This window comes from Magnetospirillum sp. WYHS-4 (assembly GCA_039908345.1).
Taxonomy (GTDB): Bacteria; Pseudomonadota; Alphaproteobacteria; order Rhodospirillales; family GLO-3; genus JAMOBD01.
The window spans coordinates 13,840-32,361 of the sequence record JAMOBD010000035.1; the positions used below are offsets into that span (position 1 = coordinate 13,840).

Annotated in this window: 19 protein-coding genes; 11 read left to right on the top strand and 8 right to left on the bottom strand. The window is 65.5% G+C overall.

Going from position 1 to position 18,522, the window contains the following annotated elements; all coding sequences use genetic code 11:
* Window positions 1-23 precede the first annotated feature (23 nt).
* Complete coding sequence (locus H7841_11055) at window positions 24-2,456, bottom strand: methyl-accepting chemotaxis protein (GenBank protein MEO5337414.1); 2,433 nt, start codon at window positions 2,454-2,456, stop codon at window positions 24-26.
* Window positions 2,457-2,812: 356 nt separating this feature from the next.
* Between H7841_11055 and H7841_11060 the strand changes: the two genes are divergently transcribed.
* On the top strand, window positions 2,813-3,304 hold the full coding sequence (locus H7841_11060; GenBank protein ID MEO5337415.1) for a transcriptional repressor: 492 nt from the start codon (window positions 2,813-2,815) through the stop codon (window positions 3,302-3,304).
* Window positions 3,305-3,402: 98 nt separating this feature from the next.
* Here H7841_11060 and H7841_11065 read toward each other — a convergent pair whose 3' ends face one another.
* Together H7841_11065 and H7841_11070 are read right to left on the bottom strand one after the other, a co-directional pair.
* Entirely contained in the window at window positions 3,403-3,867 is a 465-nt protein-coding gene (locus H7841_11065) for an Hsp20 family protein (GenBank protein MEO5337416.1), read from the bottom strand.
* Window positions 3,868-3,933: 66 nt separating this feature from the next.
* The gene (locus H7841_11070; protein MEO5337417.1) at window positions 3,934-5,376 is read right to left on the bottom strand and encodes a tetratricopeptide repeat protein; all 1,443 of its coding nucleotides are present in this window, start codon (window positions 5,374-5,376) and stop codon (window positions 3,934-3,936) included.
* 111 nt (window positions 5,377-5,487) lie between these two features.
* Here H7841_11070 and H7841_11075 point away from each other — a divergent pair, with 111 nt between their 5' ends.
* Both H7841_11075 and H7841_11080 read left to right on the top strand, forming a co-directional pair.
* A complete protein-coding gene (locus H7841_11075) occupies window positions 5,488-5,784 on the top strand; it encodes an antibiotic biosynthesis monooxygenase (protein ID MEO5337418.1) in 297 nt (98 codons plus the stop codon).
* Window positions 5,785-5,786: 2 nt separating this feature from the next.
* Window positions 5,787-6,980, top strand: coding sequence for an iron-containing alcohol dehydrogenase (locus tag H7841_11080; protein MEO5337419.1), 1,194 nt, complete (start codon window positions 5,787-5,789; stop codon window positions 6,978-6,980).
* A gap of 68 nt (window positions 6,981-7,048) precedes the next feature.
* Here the strand turns inward: H7841_11080 and H7841_11085 are convergent, their stop codons facing one another.
* The 4 genes from H7841_11085 to dmeF all read right to left on the bottom strand — a co-directional run bounded on the left by H7841_11085 (window position 7,049) and on the right by dmeF (window position 9,863).
* A complete protein-coding gene (locus tag H7841_11085; protein ID MEO5337420.1) occupies window positions 7,049-7,258 on the bottom strand; it encodes a cold-shock protein in 210 nt (69 codons plus the stop codon).
* A gap of 238 nt (window positions 7,259-7,496) precedes the next feature.
* Window positions 7,497-7,802, bottom strand: a complete 306-nt coding sequence (locus tag H7841_11090; GenBank protein ID MEO5337421.1) for a helix-turn-helix domain-containing protein — start codon at window positions 7,800-7,802, stop codon at window positions 7,497-7,499.
* Window positions 7,803-8,182: 380 nt separating this feature from the next.
* Entirely contained in the window at window positions 8,183-8,698 is a 516-nt protein-coding gene (locus H7841_11095) for a hypothetical protein (GenBank protein ID MEO5337422.1), read from the bottom strand.
* 175 nt (window positions 8,699-8,873) lie between these two features.
* A complete protein-coding gene (gene dmeF, locus H7841_11100; protein ID MEO5337423.1) occupies window positions 8,874-9,863 on the bottom strand; it encodes a CDF family Co(II)/Ni(II) efflux transporter DmeF in 990 nt (329 codons plus the stop codon).
* A 193-nt stretch (window positions 9,864-10,056) separates the two neighbouring features.
* Here dmeF and H7841_11105 point away from each other — a divergent pair, with 193 nt between their 5' ends.
* The gene (locus H7841_11105) at window positions 10,057-10,296 is read left to right on the top strand and encodes a hypothetical protein (GenBank protein ID MEO5337424.1); all 240 of its coding nucleotides are present in this window, start codon (window positions 10,057-10,059) and stop codon (window positions 10,294-10,296) included.
* Between the two features lie 136 nt (window positions 10,297-10,432).
* Here the strand turns inward: H7841_11105 and phaR are convergent, their stop codons facing one another.
* Window positions 10,433-11,029: a polyhydroxyalkanoate synthesis repressor PhaR gene (phaR, locus tag H7841_11110; GenBank protein MEO5337425.1), complete on the bottom strand. Its 597-nt coding sequence runs from the start codon at window positions 11,027-11,029 to the stop codon at window positions 10,433-10,435.
* 306 nt (window positions 11,030-11,335) lie between these two features.
* On the opposite strand from phaR, the gene H7841_11115 reads away from it, so the two are divergent.
* The 7 genes from H7841_11115 to H7841_11145 all read left to right on the top strand — a co-directional run bounded on the left by H7841_11115 (window position 11,336) and on the right by H7841_11145 (window position 18,517).
* On the top strand, window positions 11,336-12,613 hold the full coding sequence (locus tag H7841_11115; GenBank protein MEO5337426.1) for an alpha/beta fold hydrolase: 1,278 nt from the start codon (window positions 11,336-11,338) through the stop codon (window positions 12,611-12,613).
* A gap of 6 nt (window positions 12,614-12,619) precedes the next feature.
* Window positions 12,620-13,087, top strand: a complete 468-nt coding sequence (locus H7841_11120) for a hydrogenase expression/formation protein (GenBank protein ID MEO5337427.1) — start codon at window positions 12,620-12,622, stop codon at window positions 13,085-13,087.
* Window positions 13,084-14,175: a hydrogenase small subunit gene (locus H7841_11125; GenBank protein ID MEO5337428.1), complete on the top strand. Its 1,092-nt coding sequence runs from the start codon at window positions 13,084-13,086 to the stop codon at window positions 14,173-14,175. The genes H7841_11120 and H7841_11125 overlap by 4 nt, the downstream gene beginning before the upstream one ends.
* Window positions 14,172-14,837, top strand: a complete 666-nt coding sequence (locus H7841_11130) for a hypothetical protein (GenBank protein ID MEO5337429.1) — start codon at window positions 14,172-14,174, stop codon at window positions 14,835-14,837. Before H7841_11125 ends, H7841_11130 begins: the two co-directional genes overlap by 4 nt.
* The gene (locus H7841_11135; GenBank protein ID MEO5337430.1) at window positions 14,834-16,192 is read left to right on the top strand and encodes a (Fe-S)-binding protein; all 1,359 of its coding nucleotides are present in this window, start codon (window positions 14,834-14,836) and stop codon (window positions 16,190-16,192) included. Before H7841_11130 ends, H7841_11135 begins: the two co-directional genes overlap by 4 nt.
* Window positions 16,192-17,904 (top strand): nickel-dependent hydrogenase large subunit, encoded by a 1,713-nt coding sequence (locus H7841_11140; protein MEO5337431.1) that lies wholly within the window; start codon window positions 16,192-16,194, stop codon window positions 17,902-17,904. Before H7841_11135 ends, H7841_11140 begins: the two co-directional genes overlap by 1 nt.
* Before the next feature lie 154 nt (window positions 17,905-18,058).
* On the top strand, window positions 18,059-18,517 hold the full coding sequence (locus tag H7841_11145) for a response regulator (GenBank protein MEO5337432.1): 459 nt from the start codon (window positions 18,059-18,061) through the stop codon (window positions 18,515-18,517).
* The last annotated feature ends 5 nt before the right edge of the window (window positions 18,518-18,522 follow it).

Genomic DNA, 18,522 nt, shown 5'->3' on the forward strand with positions numbered 1-18,522 from the left:
TCGGTGTGTCCCTGTCGCTGCGCCTAGCGGCTTTTCTGTCGGGTCGCTATGAAGCGTTCTAAGGCTTCGGTTTGCGCTTCGTCCATATCCAGACGAATGTGCGTCGAAGTTTCGGTCTTGGCAACAGCCACGGCGGCCACGACCCCCAATCCACCGATCTCGATCTTGAACTCCTGTCCGCGCCCCAGGTCAAGGGCCCGGTCAAGAATGGCGACGCCGCTCAGGGCGACTTCCTGCATCAGGCAGGTCCGCCGGCCATCGGCGGCGTCGAGGGTGGCGGCTACGTTGATCGTATGCAGTTCGTTGATCTGGCGGTCCTCCTCGCTGCTGGCCCGCATGATGGTTTCCAGGGAATGCTGCATGTGCTGCAGGCGTTCCCGCACCTCGGCTGCGGATTCCTTGACCTCCTGGGAATGGGAACCGGTCTGCTCGGTGCGCCGGCCCATCTCGCCGATGTGGCCCGAGGATTCCTGAGTGCTGTGCGCCGCCTGCCGGGCGTTGTCGCTGATGGCGCCCGTGGCGGCGCTCTGTTCGTCCACCGCCGCGGCGATGGTGGTGGTGACCGCGTTGATTTCGCCGATGGTCCGCCCGATGCCCTGAATGGCTTCCACGGCCTCGCGTGTCGCCGCCTGGATGCCGCCGATCTGGGCGCCAATCTCTTCGGTGGCCTTCGCGGTCTGGTTGGCCAGGTTCTTTACTTCCGAGGCGACGACTGCGAAGCCCTTGCCGGCATCGCCGGCCCGTGCCGCCTCGATGGTGGCGTTCAGTGCCAACAGGTTGGTCTGCTCGGCGATGTCGGTGATAAGGTCCACCACCTCGCCGATCTTCTGGGCGGCCCGGGCGAGGCCCTGGACCCGGACGTTGGTCCGTTCCGCGTCGGCCACCGCCTGGGTGGTGATGGCCGTCGATCGTTCCACTTGGCCGGCGATCTCCTGGATCGAACGCGCCAGTTCTCCCGCAGCCGCCGCGACGGCGTCCACGCTGGCCGCCGCCGCGGTGGAGGCCTTGGCGGCGGAGTCGGCCATGCTTTCCGCCTCGACGACGGAATGGCTCATGTCGATGGCGGCCTCGTGCATGGCGTCGGCCTGCTGGACCACGATGCCGATGGCGTTGCGGACTTCCTGGTCCAGCGCGTTCGTGAGCGCGAACATCTCGTTCTTCAGCTTGCGCTGGTTGCGCCTTCCCTGAGCTTCCTGCTCGGCGGCCATCTGCCTGAGCTTCAGGGCCTGGTCCTTGAAGATTTGGACGGCGTCGGCCATCTCGCCGATCTCGTCCTTGCGGTCCAGGCATGGGACCTTTACCGCCAACTGGCCATGGGCGAGGCTGGAAGTCGCTCGGGTCATGCGGGCGATGGCGCCTGCTATGGTGCGCGAGAACAGCACGCCGATGGCGATGGCCAAAGCCATGATGACCAGGGTGGCGACGATCATGAAGTTGCGGGTCTCGGCGACCGGTTCCAGGATCTCCTTTTCGTCGATTTCGGCGATCACCGCCCACTTCTTGCCGAGAAACTCGATCCTGCCGTAGGCGGCCAGCACCTTGTCGCCGTGATGGTCGGAGCCGCGCAGCATGCCCGGCTCGCCGCCCAGGGCTTTTTCCACCTGGGGGGTATCGACCCTGACGGCCAGGATGGTGGGCTTGTCCGCGAGGCGGGAATCGCTGCGCATCAGGCGATCCTCGCCCACCAGATAGGTCTCGCCGGTGCGGCCCATGCCGGCGGACTGCTGCATGATGGCGTCGATACGTGGCAGCGGCATGCGGAACAGCAGCACGCCCAGGAAATTGCCCGCGTCTCCCATCGGGGCTGCCACAAATCCGGCCGGTGCCCCGCTGTCGGGGGCGTAGGGACGGATGTCGGTGAACGCCACGGCGCCGGGTTTGGGGTTGTCCTTGAGGGTGCGGAAGACCTCGCCCAGCAAGCTGCCCTTCCATTGGTCGCTTTCCAGGTCGATGGCGTAGTCGTTGCCCTTGGTGACTGTGTAGACCACCACCCCTTCGGCATCGATCAACACCACGTCCTGGTAGCCGCGCCGGTCCATGAACTTGCGGAAGACCGGATGATGGCGGGCATGGGTTTCCGAGAAGCGGGAACGGTCGGGCTTTTCCAGTTCGTGGCGTTTGCCGGCCGGATGGGGGTTCTCGTCGACGAACAGCTTGCGGGCCTTCTCGATGCCCTTGTCCTTGCCGCCGAAGCTCATGGCCTGGCTGAATTCCAGGGCCGCCTCGACCATTTGCTGGTTCTCCGAGAAGCTCAGGATATCGTCACGGATGATCTTCAGGTAGTCGTCCAGCCCGGCAATTCGGGCCTGGGTCAAGGCCCCCAGCCGTTCCTGGGCCGCCGTAACGAGCTGGCCCGAGGACTTCTGATAGGCGACCAAGCCCAGGACCAACTGCGCGGCAAAGACCACCGCCGCGATGAACATGGGCAGCTTGATCGAGATCTTGAGACTCGACATCCGGCATTCCCCTCCCTCGCCGATGCCGCCTCTTCCCGCTATCCCGGGGTTCCCCGCGGGAAGCTGGGCGGCATTCGATTCCACACCCCGCCACGTCTGGGATTTCTGCCGATTTCCAGATCGCGCTGGGGGTACTATAGACGATGTGATCTTCGGTGGGAATTAGATCGGACCAATGTCCGGAGCCGGGGTGGAGATGACTTCCTTCCAAGGTGCCATTTCGCCACGACCTCCCCATCTCATATCGGGAAAACTACCTATGAAGTCTCATTTTTTCAGGACTTAAGTGCCTGTTTGCGACTTTGGAGCCAATCCCCTTTGAATTAATTTAAGTCTGGTATATAGTGTTTTTCCCGATGGGTGCAGGGCCCAAGGGCAAACCGCCAAGGGAGACGACGGACGTGAGACCTTACAGCCATGTTCTCGATCGGCTGCGTACAGCCGGTCTTCGGCCCACCCGCCAGCGTCTGGCTCTGGCCCGTATTCTTTTCGATTGCGACCACGGGCGCCACGTGACGGCGGAAATCCTTCATGCCGATGCCCTCAACCAGAACATCCGGGTTTCCCTGGCGACGGTGTACAACACGTTGCACCAGTTCACCGAGGCGGGCCTGCTGAAGGAAATCGTGGTGGATGCGTCGCGATCCTACTTCGATACCGGGATACACCCCCATCACCACTTCTTCTACGAGGCGACGGGCCAGCTCGAGGACATCATGCCGGAGCAGATCCAGATCGCCAAGCTGCCCCAGGCACCCGACGGGATGGCCATCCGCAGCATCGAGCTGGTGATCCGCTTGGCGCCGGCCAACCAGGACGAACGCCGCTCGGCCATGGCGGCAGAATAGCATTCTTGCGCAGATCGAAACGGATCGAGAGGGAAGGGGCGGGGTTTCGGTACCGCCCCTTCCCTATTCCTTACACGCGGCCCATGGTTTGACCGGGATTACTCGTCGGCGTCGATGATCGTCTTGCGGGAGGCCTTGGCGCGGGACGGCTTGCCGCGCCCGATGGGCACGCTACGCACCTCGGGCTTGACTACCGGGCGTTCCAGGTCGACGTGCAAGAGGCCGTTATCGAGTGCCGCACCTACCACCTCAATGCCTTCGGCCAGCACGAAACTCCGCTGGAACTGGCGTGCCGCGATGCCCCGGTGCAGGAAGACCCGGTCGGACTCGTCGTCCGAATTGCGGCCGCGGATGACCAGCTGGTTCTCTTCGACCGTGATTGCCAGGTCGTCCATGGAGAAGCCGGCCACCGCCAGGGTGATGCGCAGGGCGTTCTCGCCGATCTGTTCGATGTTGTAGGGGGGGTAGCCCTCGGCGGAGTTCTTGGCGACCCGGTCGAGCAGGCGCTCGAAATGGTCGAAGCCCAGCAGGTGCGGATTATTGAATTGGCTCAGGCGCGACATGGTCGTTCTCCTCGACGAGCGAAAACGCATCCGGGAGCCCGCGTTCCGGCCCTCCCTGGGCAAAAGCTAGGGTTGGGCCCGGAGTCTGTCAAGGTCGGCCGCCAGCCGCCCGATCGCGGCTTCCCAGGATTCGCCTGCGGCGCGCCGATGAAGGCGCAGGGATGGATACCAGGGGCTATCCTCCCGATTCCGCAGCCAGCGCCAGTCGTGCACCGGAACCAGCAGGACCCGGCAGGGTATGCCCAGAGCACCCGCCAGATGCACGGTCGCCGTGTCGATGGATACCAGCAGGTCGAAAGCCATCAGGGCGGCGGCCGTGTCGCCAAAGGTGGCGACCGCGTCGGCCAGGTGGGGGAGGCCGCCCAGGGCCTCCAGTTCGGCCGGTTCCGGGTCCTTTTGCAGGCTGAAGGCGGAGATGCCGGGCCGGTGGACGAGGGGGGCCAGGTGTTCGGGCCGCAAGGCCTCGCCGCGGGCCGCCAAGCGGCCGGCGCTGCTGGCGCCGCGCCAGACCAGCGCGATCTTGAATCCCTGATGCCCCGCCAGGCGGCGGCGCCAGTCCGCCACCCGTTCGGCGGGCGGGCGGATGTAGGGAATCGGAGAAGGGACGGTCTCCAGCCGGGTGCCGAACAGGCGGGGCAGGGAGAGCAGGGAGGCCTGGCAGTCGGCGGGCGCGGGGAGGGCGTCCTGCGCCTGCGCCAGGGCAACGCCCGGTACGGTGGCCGCCAGATCGACCAGCTTCTTCTGGCAGAGCACCTGGACCCGCGCGCCGCGCGCAGCCGCAAGGGGGGCATAGCGGAGGAACTGGAAGCTGTCGCCAAAGCCCTGTTCGGCCACCAGGCGCAGGGTTAGGCCTTCCAGAGGCCCGCCATCCCAGAGCGGGGCGTCGGCCGGCAAGGCGGAGGACCGGAAGGCCGGGTCCTTCCAGCGCCATTCGTATTCGGAGAAGCCTCCATCCAGGTCGCCCAGCAGGAGGCGCACCAAGGCCCGGTGCCCGTGGGCCGCGGCATCGTCGGGGGCCAGGGCGATGGCGGCGTCGTAGGCAGCCAGGGCGCCTTCGGCATCGCCCAGGGTCCGGCGGACGTCACCCAGTTCGCGATGGGCTTCGGCCAAGTGGGCATCGCGGACCAAGGCGTCCTCCAGGACGGAAGCCGCTTCCTCCGGGCGTCCCAGACGGCGCAACAGTTTGCCCAGGGACAGACGCGGTGCCGCGCCGGGATGGCCCAGGGCGATGGCGGTCCGGTAGGACTCGGCGGCCTCTTCCACGAGGCCGCCTTCCTCCTGCATCACGCCCAAGGTGCTGCGAAAGGACGGATTGCCGGGCGCGCGGGTCGCCGCGTCCTGAAGCGATGCGAGGGCGGCCGGGGCATCGCCGCGTTCGCGGGCCATCACGCCCAGCAGGTAGAGCGCCGCCGCATGATCCGGATGGGAGGACGGAATGGCGCGGCACAGGGCTTCCGCCATGTCCGGGCGGTTCCGTCGATAATGGTCCAGGGCTTGGCCGAGTCCCATGAGTGCTCCATTCTTCGCCGCGTCGGCGACGGTAACTCAATCCAAGGCCGTTGATAAGAACCCGCCGCTTCGCCACAATCCGCCCGATCCCTTGTTCGCCGGAGGCTCGCCATGCACGTCACCCTTGTCCATGTCCACGTGAAGCCGGAGGCGGTCGAGGCCTTCGTCGAGGCCACCCACCGCAACCACCTGGGTTCGGTGGCCGAACCGGGCAATCGGCGTTTCGACATCCTCCAGGACGCCGGCCTGCCGACGCACTTCGTGCTTTACGAGGCCTTCGCCAGCGAGGCCGACGCCAAGGCCCACAAGGAGACCCGCCACTATCGGGAATGGCGCGATACGGTGGCCGGCATGATGGCCGAATCGCGTCGGGGCGAGTCCTTCGTCGGCCTCTATCCCAGGGTCTGAGCATGGACCCGTTCGCCGGTTTCGCCATCGCCCGCCTGCCACGCCTGCGGTTCGGGGACGGTACCGTCGCCTCCCTGCCCGAGGAGGTGGCGGCCCTGGGACGCAGGGTGCTGATCGTCACCGGCGCCCGGTCCTTTCCGGCGTCGCCCCACTGGCCTGTCTTGCTGGAAGGCCTGGCGGCGCGGGGTGTCGCCTGGGAGCATTTCGCCGTCGCGGGCGAGCCCGGTCCCGATCTGGTCGACGAGGCGGCGGCGCGTTTCCGGGGTGCCGGCATCGAGGTGGTGCTGGGCATCGGCGGCGGCAGCGCCCTGGACGCCGCCAAGGCCATCGCCGGGTTGATTCCGGTCGGCCGGTCGGTGATGGACTACCTGGAGGGCGTGGGGCCGGAACTGCCCTACGAAGGTCCGGCGCTGCCCTTCGTTGCGGCTCCTACCACGGCGGGCACGGGCAGCGAGGCGACCAGGAACGCGGTATTGGGACGCCAGGGACCCCAGGGCTTCAAGAAATCCTTCCGTCACGACAGCCTGGTGGCGCGGGTGGCCGTGGTCGATCCCACGCTTCTTGCCACTTGCCCGCCCGCGGTTCTGGCTGCGGACGGCATGGATGCCTTTACCCAGTTGCTGGAGTCCTACGTCTCCCTGAAGGCCAGTCCCTTCACCGACGCCTTGGTCTGGTCGGGCCTGCAGGCCTTTGCCGAGGGCTTCTTCCCGGTGTGGGAAGGTGGGGAAGGGCGGGCCGAAGGGCGGCGCCGGCTGGCCTACGCCTCCCTGGTGTCGGGGATCGCCCTGGCCCAGACCGGTTTGGGCTCGGTACATGGCATGGCACCGGCCCTTGGCTCCCTGTTCGGCATTTCCCACGGCTTGGCCTGCGGCACCCTGGTGGCGGAAGCCACCGACGTGAATATCGCCGCCTTGGCCGTCAGGAATCCCGCAAGCCCGGCACTCGGGAAATATGCGGCGGTGGGACGGCTGCTGGCGGGGAAGCCAGGAGCCGACGACGCGGAGGCCCGCCGTCGGCTGGTCTGGATTCTGCGCGAGTGGACGGACCGCCTGGAGTTGGCGCGTCTGGGGGAATTTGCGGTCGGGGAGCCGGATTTCCCGCGCATCGCCGCCGGCAGTCGCGGCAGTTCGATGAAGACGAACCCACTGGTCCTCGACGACGCCGAGATCGTCGAAGTGCTACGACGGCGCCTTTAGAGACAATCCAAACATGGCGGAAGTGGCTCCGGATTCGGCCCTTTGCCGCCCGCCTTCCGTGGGAAGAGTCAATCCGCCAGGACGAGATTCACGGCCGAGGCCTTGCCCTGCGGACCTTGGGCCAAGTCGAATTGGATCTTCTGACCTTCGTCGAGGCCTTGCAGGCCGGCCGCCTGCACGGCGGAAACGTGCACGAACACATCTCTCCCGCCGTCGGCGGGCTGGATGAAGCCGAAGCGCTTGGTCGGATTGTACCACTTGACGGTGCCGGTAGCCATTGGAGCCTCCCTCTTGGCCTTACGCGATAGCGAAACGCGCCCTTGCTCGGCGATCCTCGCTATTTCGGCCGTCGCCCGCGTCCTCTCCCAGTAGGACGCCATTCCGTCGGCACAGAGGATGCCAGCTCGATGGTGGGACGATCCTACCGTCGATCCGATATTCCGACAATCGGATTCGCGCCGGATGCGGCCCGCAGCCGACGCGTTTCCACCTGTTGGCGCGGCAGGGATGCTGCGGCTATCGCTGCGGCTCGGCCAAGGCGCGGACCATTTGGCTTAAAGCCTCCTGGTGGCGCTCGTTGGATATCTGGACGAAATTCCTGGCCAATTCCAGGCACATGCGTTGGCGCAGCGGCAACTCAGCCTCGGCGGTGCCGCTCCCGTCCAACCCTTCGAAGAAATAGCCCACTTGAACCTTCAGGACCTGGGCGATCTCGAACAGACGCCCCGCCGAGATGCGGTTGATCCCGCGTTCGTACTTGTGGGTTTGCTGGTAGGTGACGCCGATCAACTCGGCCATCTGCTGCTGGCTGAGCCCCAGCATGATGCGGCGCTCGCGAATGCGCCCACCGACGAAACGGTCGACCTCGGTCGCGCGGCTGCCGACGGATTCCTCGTCGTCTCCAGAGCCGGAGCTTCTTCCGTTGCTAGACACGATCTTTCTCCCATCCTCAAAGGCGTCATTGTTGGTGACGGCATTCCCCGGAACCGGCATGCCAAAAGAACTGCCAGTTCAAAGCCAACATGGAGATGCCGACGGCTTCGCGACGCTGTTCCAACCCTTCGGGTGTTTCCCGAGGTCCCCGAAGAATCAATAGCATAACAGAAGTGGGCGAGAGAAGTTATTCACAGTTGAGAGATTTGCCACGAAATATTGCCCACAGATTGAGTTGGTTCTAATACAGTGAAATTCTAATGCCGGATTTAAGCGGTCAGGTTGACGGAAGCCTGTTCCGTGGCCTGCACCTCTTCGCGCCGGGTCTGCTCGAAGGCCCGGTTGTCATCTTGGCGCCGTTGGGTCTCGCGTTGCTGGGCCTGCTGCTGTTGTTGCGCCGCATAGGCGGCGTTGGCCCGCTCGATCTCGGCCCGTTGGAATTGGCGATTCGTCTCGTTGGTGGTGTCGCGGCGCTCCTGGGCGGCGACTTCCGCCCCGCGGACCAGGGCCTGGCGCCGTTGGGCGGAATCTTCTTCCACCGCTCGGGCATTCTGGTCCTGCTGGTAGGCACGCAGGTCGCCGGACCTCTCGGTTGCCGCCTGGGCGTTTTGTTCTGCGCGGATACGCCGGGCGGCATCGACCCGGGAATCCTCCTGGGCCCGGATATCGGCGGTATCCCGATCCTGGCTGCGGTCGGCCGCCTGGTTGCCGTCGCGGGCCTGGAAAACACGTTCGCGCGGCGATACCGGTCGGGCAACGGAGGACGCGACGGAATCGACGGCCATGACACCCTACCTTTTCCATCGAATTCGACGAGACGGTTAGTATACTTCTCCTGGCGCCGGAAGGCGAGTCTCGCGCGGAGAGTGCGAATTATTCGCGGCTTGGAGCATGGAGGGGCGGCATTTCGTGCCCGCGAGGATGCCGACGTCGGCGGGGCCCTGCGCGTCGATTGGCCGGTCACGCCGGATGCCCGGACTCGTCGCCTGGGATGGGGATGATGCAAGGTTCGCCCGGGCAGTGGATGACTTCCACATTCACATGGACGAGGTTTGGAACGCTGTCCAGAAGGTTCCTGTAGTGATCGGCGCTCCTCGGGAAATGGGTGACAACGGAAATAACGGCGGCCAGGTGACCGGCCCCCACCCACCAGACATGAAGGTCCGTTATCCGATTGTCCGCGTCCGCCTCGACGATGGTGCGAATGGTTTCCTGGACTTCCTTGCCGGCCGCGCCATCGAGAAGGATTCGGCCCGTGTCTCTCAGGAGTCCGTAGGTCCAATGCCCGATGACCAGGGCCCCCACGAGTCCCATGACGGGGTCCATCCATACCCAGCCCGCGATCTTTCCGGCCAGCAGAGCCACGATCGCCAATACCGATGTTACGGCGTCCGCCATGACATGCAGGAATGCGGCACGGAGGTTGTGGTCATGGTCGTGACCATGACCATGACCATGACCATGACCATGCTGGTCGTGGTGGTCATGGTCGTCTTCTTGGTTGAGGAGCCAGGCGCTCGTCAGATTGACCAGGAGACCCAGAGCCGCAACCGATATGGCTTCGTCGAATTCAATGGTCAAAGGGGCGAAGAGGCGTCCCACGGATTCCCAGGCCATTATCAAGGCGACGATCCCGAGTACGACCGCGCTGGAGTAGCCGCCCAGAACTCCGACCTTCCCGGTTCCAAACGTATAGGTCTTGTCGTGCAGATGGCGGCGGGCGAACCCGTAGGCGAACACGGTGATGCACAAGGCCGCCGCATGGCTCGCCATGTGCCAGCCGTCGGCCAGCAGCGCAATGGAATTGAAAAGCCACCCGGAGGCGATCTCGACCGCCATCATCGCCACGGTCAGGGCGATCACCCAATAAGCCCGCCGCTCGCCGCGGGCCTGGTTCCTGTCGATGAAGACGTGCTCGTGACGCCAGTCGTCCAGAGAGTGGATATGCATTCGTATCGCCGCGAATGATTATCATTGACTGATCTATCTCGTAGCGCCGGGGGATTGCCCAGTCAAGCGGGAAGACGGCCATCACCCTGTGGGGCGCCGGCATCCGAAACAGGCTTGACTTTGGCCGCGAGGTGTATGCAAATGAATTTGCGACTGACTTGCATATAGGACCGCGGGCACGGGAGGGATGGCGATGGACGAACGGTTTATCCGGCATAAGAAGGCGAGCGGCGCCGAGGTGATGGTCCGCTCCACGCTGGTGGGCACCTGCGGCGGCTTGGCCGCCGGGACGACCAAGGCGGCGGGCCTGTTTGCGGTTGGAAAGGGGGTGGCGGGCGGAGCGGCCCTTCTGTCCCCCGTTGGTTTTGGTCTTGCGCTCGGCGCCCTGGTTGCCGCGGCCTACGCCGCCAACGCCGTTCGCTACCGGCGCTAGAGCAATTCCCACTTTGACGGAATTGCTCATCGCTCCGCCCGGAGGGCGGGCGGCCAAGGGCAGAATCGCGAGCCGATCCCGTCTTCCTTGGATCTGCCTTAACGGGTTGTACCCATGGCAGGCATGACCGGACGGGCTAGCGTGTTCCCTTGGTGAGTTGATCCAGTTGCCGCTGCATCTGGTTGAGGCGGTCCTTCAGTTCGCCCAGGTCCGCATCGGGCGCGCTCTTGCCCGTCTCGTCGCCCTTGGGACGGCCTTCCCCGGCCGGGTAGAAGGGGGCGAACATCTTGATGGCGCTTTCGAACAGAGCCATGTTCTGCTTGCCCATTTCCTCGTACTGGCCGAAAGGCATGAAGCCGTCCAGGGTTTCGCGCATGTACTGGCGCATCTGCTCCTGGTTCCGGGTGAACGAGTACATGCTGTATTCGAGGTAGCGGGGCACCAAGGCCTGGAGGCTGTCGCCGTAGAAGCTGATAAGGTGGCGCAAAAAGCCGATGGGCAGCAGGTTCTGGCCGCCCTTCGATTCCTCTTCGACGATGATGTGGGTGAGGACGGAACGGGTGATGTCCTCGCCCGTCTTGGCGTCGTGCACGACGAAATCGGTACCGTCTTTCACCATCTGCGCCAAATGGTCCAGCGTCACGTAGCTGCTGGTCGCCGTGTTGTAGAGACGGCGGTTGGCGTATTTCTTGATGGTGATCGGCTTCTTTTCGCCTTCGGGCTTGTCGGCCATGCTGCGGGCCCCCTGCGGAAAAACACGAAGGAAACTCATAGCACATATTTTCGCAATGCAAAATGTTGCGATGCGGTGACGGTGCGGTCTAGGCTATGGTGGGAACCATCGAGGTGGCGGGATGACCCATGGGCGGGAACGACGACTTGAACCGGTTGGCCCGGCAGTACATGGATTTGTGGCAGCAACAGCTTGCCGGCATGGCTTCCGATCCGCAGGTGGCGGAGACGGTGGCCCGCGCCCTGGAGGTGATGACGGCCGGGTCCGGGCTGTTCGCAAACGCGGCAGCGGGCGGAGGCTCCCCTGATGCTGCGTCAGCACCGGCTTCCGGCGCCGCGTCCGCTGCCCCTGCACATGGCGGTTCTGACCTTGACCTGGATGGTCTCGCGCGCCGCCTTGCCGCTCTCGAGCGCCGTGTCGCCGAGTTGGAGGCCGGACCTGCGGGAGGCCGCCGCAAACCTGCAGCAAAACCTGCAAAATCTCGGCGCGAGCCCTGAGGCCTTCGCCCGGGCCGTCGAGGCCGAGGCCTTCCGCCGGCTGGAAGCCTTCGCCGCCGGGGCGGTGGCCTTCAACCACGCCAGACCGCACCGGCCGGCCGAACCGTCCGTCGCCTGGGCGGAAGGGACGACGCGCCTGTTGGATTATGGCCGGGGCGGCGGCGGGATTCCTCTGCTGGTGGTTCCCTCCCTGGTCAACCGGGCCTACGTGCTGGACCTTACGGGCCGGCGTAGTCTGATGCGCTGGCTGGCGCGGCGGGGTTTCCGCCCCTTCCTGGTCGACTGGGGAGCGCCGGGAGAGGCGGAGCGGGCCTTCACCCTGACCGACTACATCGCCGGCCGCCTGGACCGGGCCCTGGACGCCGTCTTGGCTGCCACTGGCCGGCCGGTCGGCCTGGTCGGCTATTGCATGGGGGGCATGCTCGCCCTGCCGCTTGCCCAGCGCCGGCCCGCAGCGGTCGCGGCCTTCGCTGCCCTGGCCACTCCCTGGGACTTCCACGCGGTGGATGCAGGCCGGCGCCGTGTCTTGCAGGCCCTCGCCCCCGGCGTCCGGCGGGTCGTCGAGGACCAAGGGCTGATGCCTGTCGATGTCCTGCAGGCCATGTTCGCCAGCCTCGATCCCTACCAGACGCCGCGCAAGTTCCAGGCCTTTGCCGGCTGGGACAAGCGCAGCGCGCGGGCCAAGGCCTTCGTCGCCGTCGAGACTTGGCTCAACGACGGGGTGCCGCTAGCCGGTCCGGTGGCGGTCGAGGCGCTGCTGGGCTGGTATCTGGACAACACCCCGGCGCGGGGCGAATGGCTCGTCGCAGGCCGTCCCGTGCGGCCGGCCGAGGTGCGCTGCCCCTCCCTGGTCGTGGTGCCGGGCCGGGACATCATCGTGCCCCCCGATTCGGCCCTTGCCCTGGCGAAGGCCCTGCCGGGAGCGGATTGCCGGGTGCTCGACGGCGGCCACGTGGGCATGGTTGTCGGGAGCAGGGCCATCGAGGAACTCTATCGCCCCCTGGCGTCCTGGCTGCGCCATGCGGCTGCCGCAAGCCCGGTTCCCGGAAAGGGCTTTGCGGTTCGAAATAATATTCGTATAGTCTAATTTGCCATGAAGGAGCGTGACGCCATCCCAGGGGGGAACCCCGCTCCGACCTTCGCTTCCCAGGCGGATACGTCTTCCGCCAACGCTCCTTCCGTGCTTCATCAGATTCGCCACGCGCTCGCGGTCCTGCTCGACGGGGGCGGGGAGACGACCATCGATCTCAAGTCCCTGCCATTCGGCCCCGCCGACCTGACGGCCCTGCAGGCCGCGTTGGGCGAGGGCGAGGTCGAGGCCTCCGTTCGGGCCTTCGGCGAGAGCCGGTTGCGGGAAACGGGCGTTCCCGGAGTCTGGACGGTCGAACACCTGGGCCCGGCCGGCGAGGTGCGCGCGCGCTTCGTCGAAGTGACTTTCATGCCCGCCCTCCTGCGGGCCGACCCGGCGGACGTCCAGGACGGTCTCCGGCGTCTGGCCGACCGCCTCGCCGACGGCGAGGACGCGCCGGTCCCCACCCTTGATGAGAGGAAACCGTCATGAGGGATAGACCCACCCTGGGCGAGGTGATGCGGGCCCACGGCGTCAGCCGGCGCGGCTTCAACCGCTACTGCGCCATGCTCGCCTCGGCCCTGGCATTGCCGCCCGCCATGGTGCCGCGCATCGCCGAAGCCCTGGAAAAGACGAAGCGGCCATCGGTGATCTGGCTATCGTTCCAGGAATGCACGGGCTGCACGGAATCGCTCGCCCGGTCCCATGCGCCGACGGTCGAAGACCTGATCTTCAACCACATCTCGCTCGACTACCACCACACCTTGCAGGCGGCCGCCGGCGCTGCCGCCGAAAAGGCGCGCGAGCAGGCCATGCACGACAACATGGGCAACTACCTGCTGGTGGTCGACGGCTCTGTGCCCTTGGGCAATCCCGGCTATTCGACCATCGCCGGCATCAGCAACAAGGACATGCTGGAGGAAGCGGCGAAAGGCGCCGTCGCCATCGTGGCGGTGGGCACCTGCGCTTCCTACGGCGGCGTGGGTGCGGCCAAGCCGAACCCCACGGGCGCGGTCGGCGTGTCGGAGATCGTCAAGAACAAGCCGATCATCAACGTGCCCGGCTGTCCGCCGATTCCGGTGGTCATCACCGGCGTGATCGCCCACTACCTGACCTTCGGGACCATCCCGGAACTGGATTCCATCGGCCGGCCGAAGGTGTTCTACGCCGAAAGCATCCACGACCGCTGCTACCGCCGCCCCTTCTACGATCGCGGCCAGTTCGCCGGCGGCTTCGACGACGAGGGCGCGCGCAAGGGCTGGTGCCTGTTCAAGCTGGGCTGCAAGGGCCCCATCACCCAGAACGTCTGCGCCACCGTGAAGTGGAACAACGGCACCAGCTTCCCCATCCAGTCCGGCCATCCCTGCCTGGGTTGCTCGCAGCCCAACTTCTGGGATGCCGGCGGCTTCTACAAGACGGTCGGCATCCCGACCGTGGACGCCACCGGCCTTGCGGTCGCGGCGGTCGCGGTGGGCGCGGCGGCCGGCGTGGGCGTGGGCGCGCTCAACAAGGCCAAGAAGGCCCGGGCCAAGGCGGCCCACCAGCCCCTTACCCTCGCGGATCTGGAGGACGGCAAATGACCGATTCGGGAATGGACCTCCTGCTCTGGGCGAAGGGCCCGGGCTTCAAGATCGCCGTCGCGCTGTTCCTGCTGGGCATGGCGCTACGCCTATTCGAAATCCTCACTCTGGGCCGCAAGCCCGACATCTCGCCGGCCGAGGAAGATCCCATGGCGGCCGGTATCCGCACCATCTTCTCCCGCTCGCTGCCGGGGCCGCACCTGATGCAGCGGCGGCCCATCGTGGTGGTGGGCGGCTACATCTTCCACATCGGCTTCTTCGTTACGCTTCTGTTCTTCATCCCGCACATCCAGCTATTCAAGCAGGGCTTCGGCATCTCGTGGCCCGGCCTGCCCTCGCCGCTGATCGAGGCGGTGGCGGTGACCAGCCTGCTGGCCATGGCGGCGGTGCTGATCTGCCGCATCGCCCAACCGGTGCGCCGCTTTCTGTCGGGCTTCGAGGACTACCTGACCTGGGCCCTGACGTTCCTGCCGCTGCTGACCGGCTACATGGCGGTCAACAAGCTGCTGCTGCCCTACACGTTGCTGCTCGCCCTGCACATCCTGTCGGTCGAACTGCTGATGGCGGTGGCGCCCTTCACCAAGCTGACCCACATGCTGACCTTCGCCATCGCCCGCTACTACAACGGCGCCATCAACGGCCGGAAAGGAGCCCCGTCATGAGCAAGCTCACCCTCGAACGGGGCCTCAACAACCTGAAGGAAGCCATCGACGCCCCGGTCGCGTCGTTCTTTTCCAGCTGCGTGCATTGCGGTCTCTGCGCCGAGTCCTGCCTGTTCTACACCGAGACCGGCGATCCCAAGTACACGCCCATCTACAAGCTGGAACTCATGCGCCGCACCTGGGAGCGCGAGTTCACCCTGCTGGGCCGCCTGCGCGCCCTGGTCGGCTTGGCCAAGAAGGTCAGCGACGCGGACCTGGAGGAGTGGGAGCGCTACGTCTACGACTCCTGCACCATGTGCGGGCGCTGTTCGCTGGTCTGCCCGGTGGGCAACGACATCGCCTACATGATCCGGCGCATGCGCGAATGCATGGTGGCGTCCGGCCACGCCCCGGAGGCGCTGATGGGCGCCGCCAAGCGGGCGCTCACCTTCAACAGCCCGATGGGCGACCTGCTGCCGGCGCTTCAAGCCGACATCCGCAACGCGGAAGCCGAAACCGGCATCAAGGTTCCCATCGACAAGCAAGGCGCCGACTACATGGTCATCCTGTCGGCCCAGGAAACCGCCGAATTCCCGGAGATCATCGGGGCGATGGCTCGGATCTTCAAGCATGCCGGCGTGTCCTGGACCATTCCGACGGAAGGCTTCGAGGCCACCAACGTGGGCCTGCAGATCGGTTCCGGCGATGTCGCCCGCAGTTTGGTGACCCGCATCGTCGACAAGGCCGAGTCCTTAGGCGTCAAGTACGTCATCAGCCCCGAATGCGGCCATGCCTACCAGGCCTTGCGCTGGGAGGGCCCCAACCTGATCGGGCGGCCCTTCAAGTTCGAAGTCATCCACATCATCGAACTGCTGGACAAGCTGCGCCGCGAGGGACGTCTGAAGACAGCCGGCAAGCACAATGCCAAGGTCACCTTCCACGATCCCTGCCAGTTGAGCCGCCGGGGCGGCATCCTGGGCGAGCCGCGGGCCCTGATGAACATGGTCTGCGACAACTTCGTCGAGATGGAGGACCCGGGCGGCTGGAACTGGTGTTGCGGCGGCGGCGGCGGCGTCGGGGCCAATCCCCGGGCCGACGATCTTCGGCTCACGGTTTTCCGGCGCAAGAAGCGTCAGTTGGACGACGTCCGGCCCGACGCGGTGGTCACCATGTGCGCCTATTGCCATCACACCCTCGAGAACGGCCTCGAGGAGTACAAGATGGACATGGAGATCAAGAGCCTTACCGAACTGATCGCCGAATACCTGCCCGACGATCCGGACGAAGCCGAGCCCGAGCCGGTTGCCGAGGAATCCAAGCCCAAGGCTGCCCGCGCGCGGAAGCCCAAGGCCGCCAAGAGCGGAGGTGAAGAATAATGAGCAAGCGCCTGGTCATCGACCCGATCACCCGCATCGAGGGTCACCTGCGCATCGAAGCCCGCATGAACGGCGGGACCATCGCCGAGGCCTGGTCCTCGGGCACCATGGTGCGCGGCATCGAACGCATCCTCAAGGGGCGCGACCCCCGCGACGCCTGGGCCTTCACCCAGCGGTTCTGCGGCGTCTGCACCCTGGTGCACGGCATCGCCAGCGTGCGTGCCGTGGAGGATGCCCTCAAGTACCCCATCCCGAAGAACGCCCAGCTCATCCGCAACCTGATGATCGCGGCGCAGTACGTGCACGACCACGTCATGCACTTCTACCACCTGCACGCGCTGGACTGGGTGGATGTGGTCTCGGCACTGTCGGCCGATCCGAAGAAGACCTCGGAACTGGCCCAATCGATCAGCCCTTACGCCAAGTCCTCGGCCGGGCACTTCCGGGACGTGAAGGCCAAGCTGAAGACGTTCGTCGACCAGGGCCAGTTGGGCATCTTCGCCAACGGCTACTGGGGCCATCCGGCCTACAAGCTGCCGGCGGAAGCCAACCTGATGGCGGTCGCCCACTACCTGGATGCCTTGGAATGGCAACGTGACGTGGTCGATCTGCACGCCATCTTCGGAGGCAAGAATCCCCACCCGAACTTCCTGGTCGGCGGCGTGCCCTGCGCGATCAACCTGAATTCGGATTCGGCATTGAACGCCGAACGCCTGTCCAAGGTGGGATCGGTGATCGACAAGATGGCGATGTTCGTCGATCAGGTCTACGTCCCCGACACCCTGGCCATCGCCGGCTTCTACAAGGACTGGGCGACCCAGGGCGAGGGGCTGGGCAACTTCATGACCTACGGCGAGTTCCCCAGCGGCCCGCGCATGGACGGCCTCGCCATTCCGGCCGGGGTGATCCTGGATCGCGACGTCACCAAGATCCATCCCGTCGACCTCAATGCCGACAGCGAGATCGAGGAATTCATCTCGCGGTCCTGGTACGACTACACGGGTGGCAAGGACAAGGGCCTGCACCCCTACAAGGGCGAGACCAACATCGCCTACAGCGGCCCCAAGCCGCCTTTCGAGGAGTTGGATGTCGACAAGAGCTACACCTTCCTCAAGGCGCCGCGCTGGAAGGGCAAGCCGGTCGAGGTGGGCCCGCTGGCCCGTGTGCTGATGCTCTACGCCAGCGGCCACCAGCAGACCAAGGAACTGGTCGCCCACGCGCTCAAGACCCTGGACCTGCCCGTCAAGGGCCTGTTCTCCACCCTGGGCCGTACCGCGGCCCGCACCCTGGAGACCAAGATCATCCTGGATACGATGAAGGGCTGGCACAAGGATCTGATCGCCAACATCAAGGCGGGCGACGTGAAAACCCACAACGAGACCCTCTGGGACCCGTCCACTTGGCCCAAGGAAGCTCGGGGCGCCGGATTCATGGAGGCCCCGCGCGGCGCTCTGGGCCACTGGATCGTCATCAAGAACGGCCTGATCGAAAACTTCCAGGCCGTCGTTCCCAGCACCTGGAACGCCGGCCCGCGCGACCCGAAGGGGCAGCCGGGCGCCTACGAGGCGGCGCTGGCCGGCCACAAGCTCGCCAAGGCCGATCAGCCCATCGAAGTGCTGCGCACCATCCACAGCTTCGACCCCTGTATCGCCTGCGCAGTCCATCTGACCGACACCGATGGAAGCGAGTTGTTCAACGTCAAAGTACGCTAGGAAAGCGTACTAGGCGGGCGGTCACCGGGATGTCATGGGGAGTTTTTCTCCTTGAATCCCGGCCCGATCCGCACTACCTAGTAAGAGGGAAGCTGGGGAAGGAAGCCGACGGCGGGGCCGCTTTGACCCCAGGTCGGTGGGACTAGTAGGTCACATGCAAGTATTCGCACAGTCGGGCAGCAATTCTGGTGTGGTTCTGGTTGTCGAAGACAACCTGGGCGATGCGCGCTTGATCCGGGAACTACTGAATTCCGGCGATGTCCAGCATCAGATCCATCATGTGGACGATGGCGTGAAGGCCATGGACTTCCTGCGCCGCCAGGGCACCTTCGATGCCTCGCCGCGTCCCGATCTGGTGATCCTCGACCTCAACCTGCCCCGCAAGGATGGCCGCGAGGTGCTGGCGGAGGTCAAGGGCGATCCCTTGCTGCGCACCATCCCGGTGGTGGTGCTGACCACCTCGGAAGCGGAAGAAGACGTCCGCAATTGCTACGAACTGCACGCCAACTGCTTCGTCACCAAGCCCGCCGATTTCGACGACTTCAATACCGTCATGCGGATGATCGACGAATTCTGGTTCGGCGTCGCCCAGCGGCCCGTCGTCCTTTCCTGATCGGC

Bases quoted from the DNA above. Each gene is read 5' to 3' on its own strand.
- H7841_11095 (MEO5337422.1), bottom strand. From the start codon at position 8,698: ATGGCCGTCGATTCCGTCGCGTCCTCCGTTGCCCGACCGGTATCGCCG.
- H7841_11090 (MEO5337421.1), bottom strand. From the start codon at position 7,802: ATGCTGGGGCTCAGCCAGCAGCAGATGGCCGAGTTGATCGGCGTCACC.
- H7841_11140 (MEO5337431.1), top strand. From the start codon at position 16,192: ATGAGCAAGCGCCTGGTCATCGACCCGATCACCCGCATCGAGGGTCAC.
- H7841_11075 (MEO5337418.1), top strand. From the start codon at position 5,488: ATGCACGTCACCCTTGTCCATGTCCACGTGAAGCCGGAGGCGGTCGAG.
- H7841_11080 (MEO5337419.1), top strand. From the start codon at position 5,787: ATGGACCCGTTCGCCGGTTTCGCCATCGCCCGCCTGCCACGCCTGCGG.
- H7841_11130 (MEO5337429.1), top strand. From the start codon at position 14,172: ATGACCGATTCGGGAATGGACCTCCTGCTCTGGGCGAAGGGCCCGGGC.
- phaR (MEO5337425.1), bottom strand. From the start codon at position 11,029: ATGGCCGACAAGCCCGAAGGCGAAAAGAAGCCGATCACCATCAAGAAA.
- H7841_11120 (MEO5337427.1), top strand. From the start codon at position 12,620: ATGAAGGAGCGTGACGCCATCCCAGGGGGGAACCCCGCTCCGACCTTC.
- H7841_11085 (MEO5337420.1), bottom strand. From the start codon at position 7,258: ATGGCTACCGGCACCGTCAAGTGGTACAATCCGACCAAGCGCTTCGGC.
- H7841_11070 (MEO5337417.1), bottom strand. From the start codon at position 5,376: ATGGGACTCGGCCAAGCCCTGGACCATTATCGACGGAACCGCCCGGAC.
- dmeF (MEO5337423.1), bottom strand. From the start codon at position 9,863: ATGCATATCCACTCTCTGGACGACTGGCGTCACGAGCACGTCTTCATC.
- H7841_11105 (MEO5337424.1), top strand. From the start codon at position 10,057: ATGGACGAACGGTTTATCCGGCATAAGAAGGCGAGCGGCGCCGAGGTG.
- H7841_11065 (MEO5337416.1), bottom strand. From the start codon at position 3,867: ATGTCGCGCCTGAGCCAATTCAATAATCCGCACCTGCTGGGCTTCGAC.
- H7841_11135 (MEO5337430.1), top strand. From the start codon at position 14,834: ATGAGCAAGCTCACCCTCGAACGGGGCCTCAACAACCTGAAGGAAGCC.
- H7841_11115 (MEO5337426.1), top strand. From the start codon at position 11,336: ATGCTGCGTCAGCACCGGCTTCCGGCGCCGCGTCCGCTGCCCCTGCAC.
- H7841_11060 (MEO5337415.1), top strand. From the start codon at position 2,813: ATGGGTGCAGGGCCCAAGGGCAAACCGCCAAGGGAGACGACGGACGTG.
- H7841_11055 (MEO5337414.1), bottom strand. From the start codon at position 2,456: ATGTCGAGTCTCAAGATCTCGATCAAGCTGCCCATGTTCATCGCGGCG.
- H7841_11145 (MEO5337432.1), top strand. From the start codon at position 18,059: ATGCAAGTATTCGCACAGTCGGGCAGCAATTCTGGTGTGGTTCTGGTT.
- H7841_11125 (MEO5337428.1), top strand. From the start codon at position 13,084: ATGAGGGATAGACCCACCCTGGGCGAGGTGATGCGGGCCCACGGCGTC.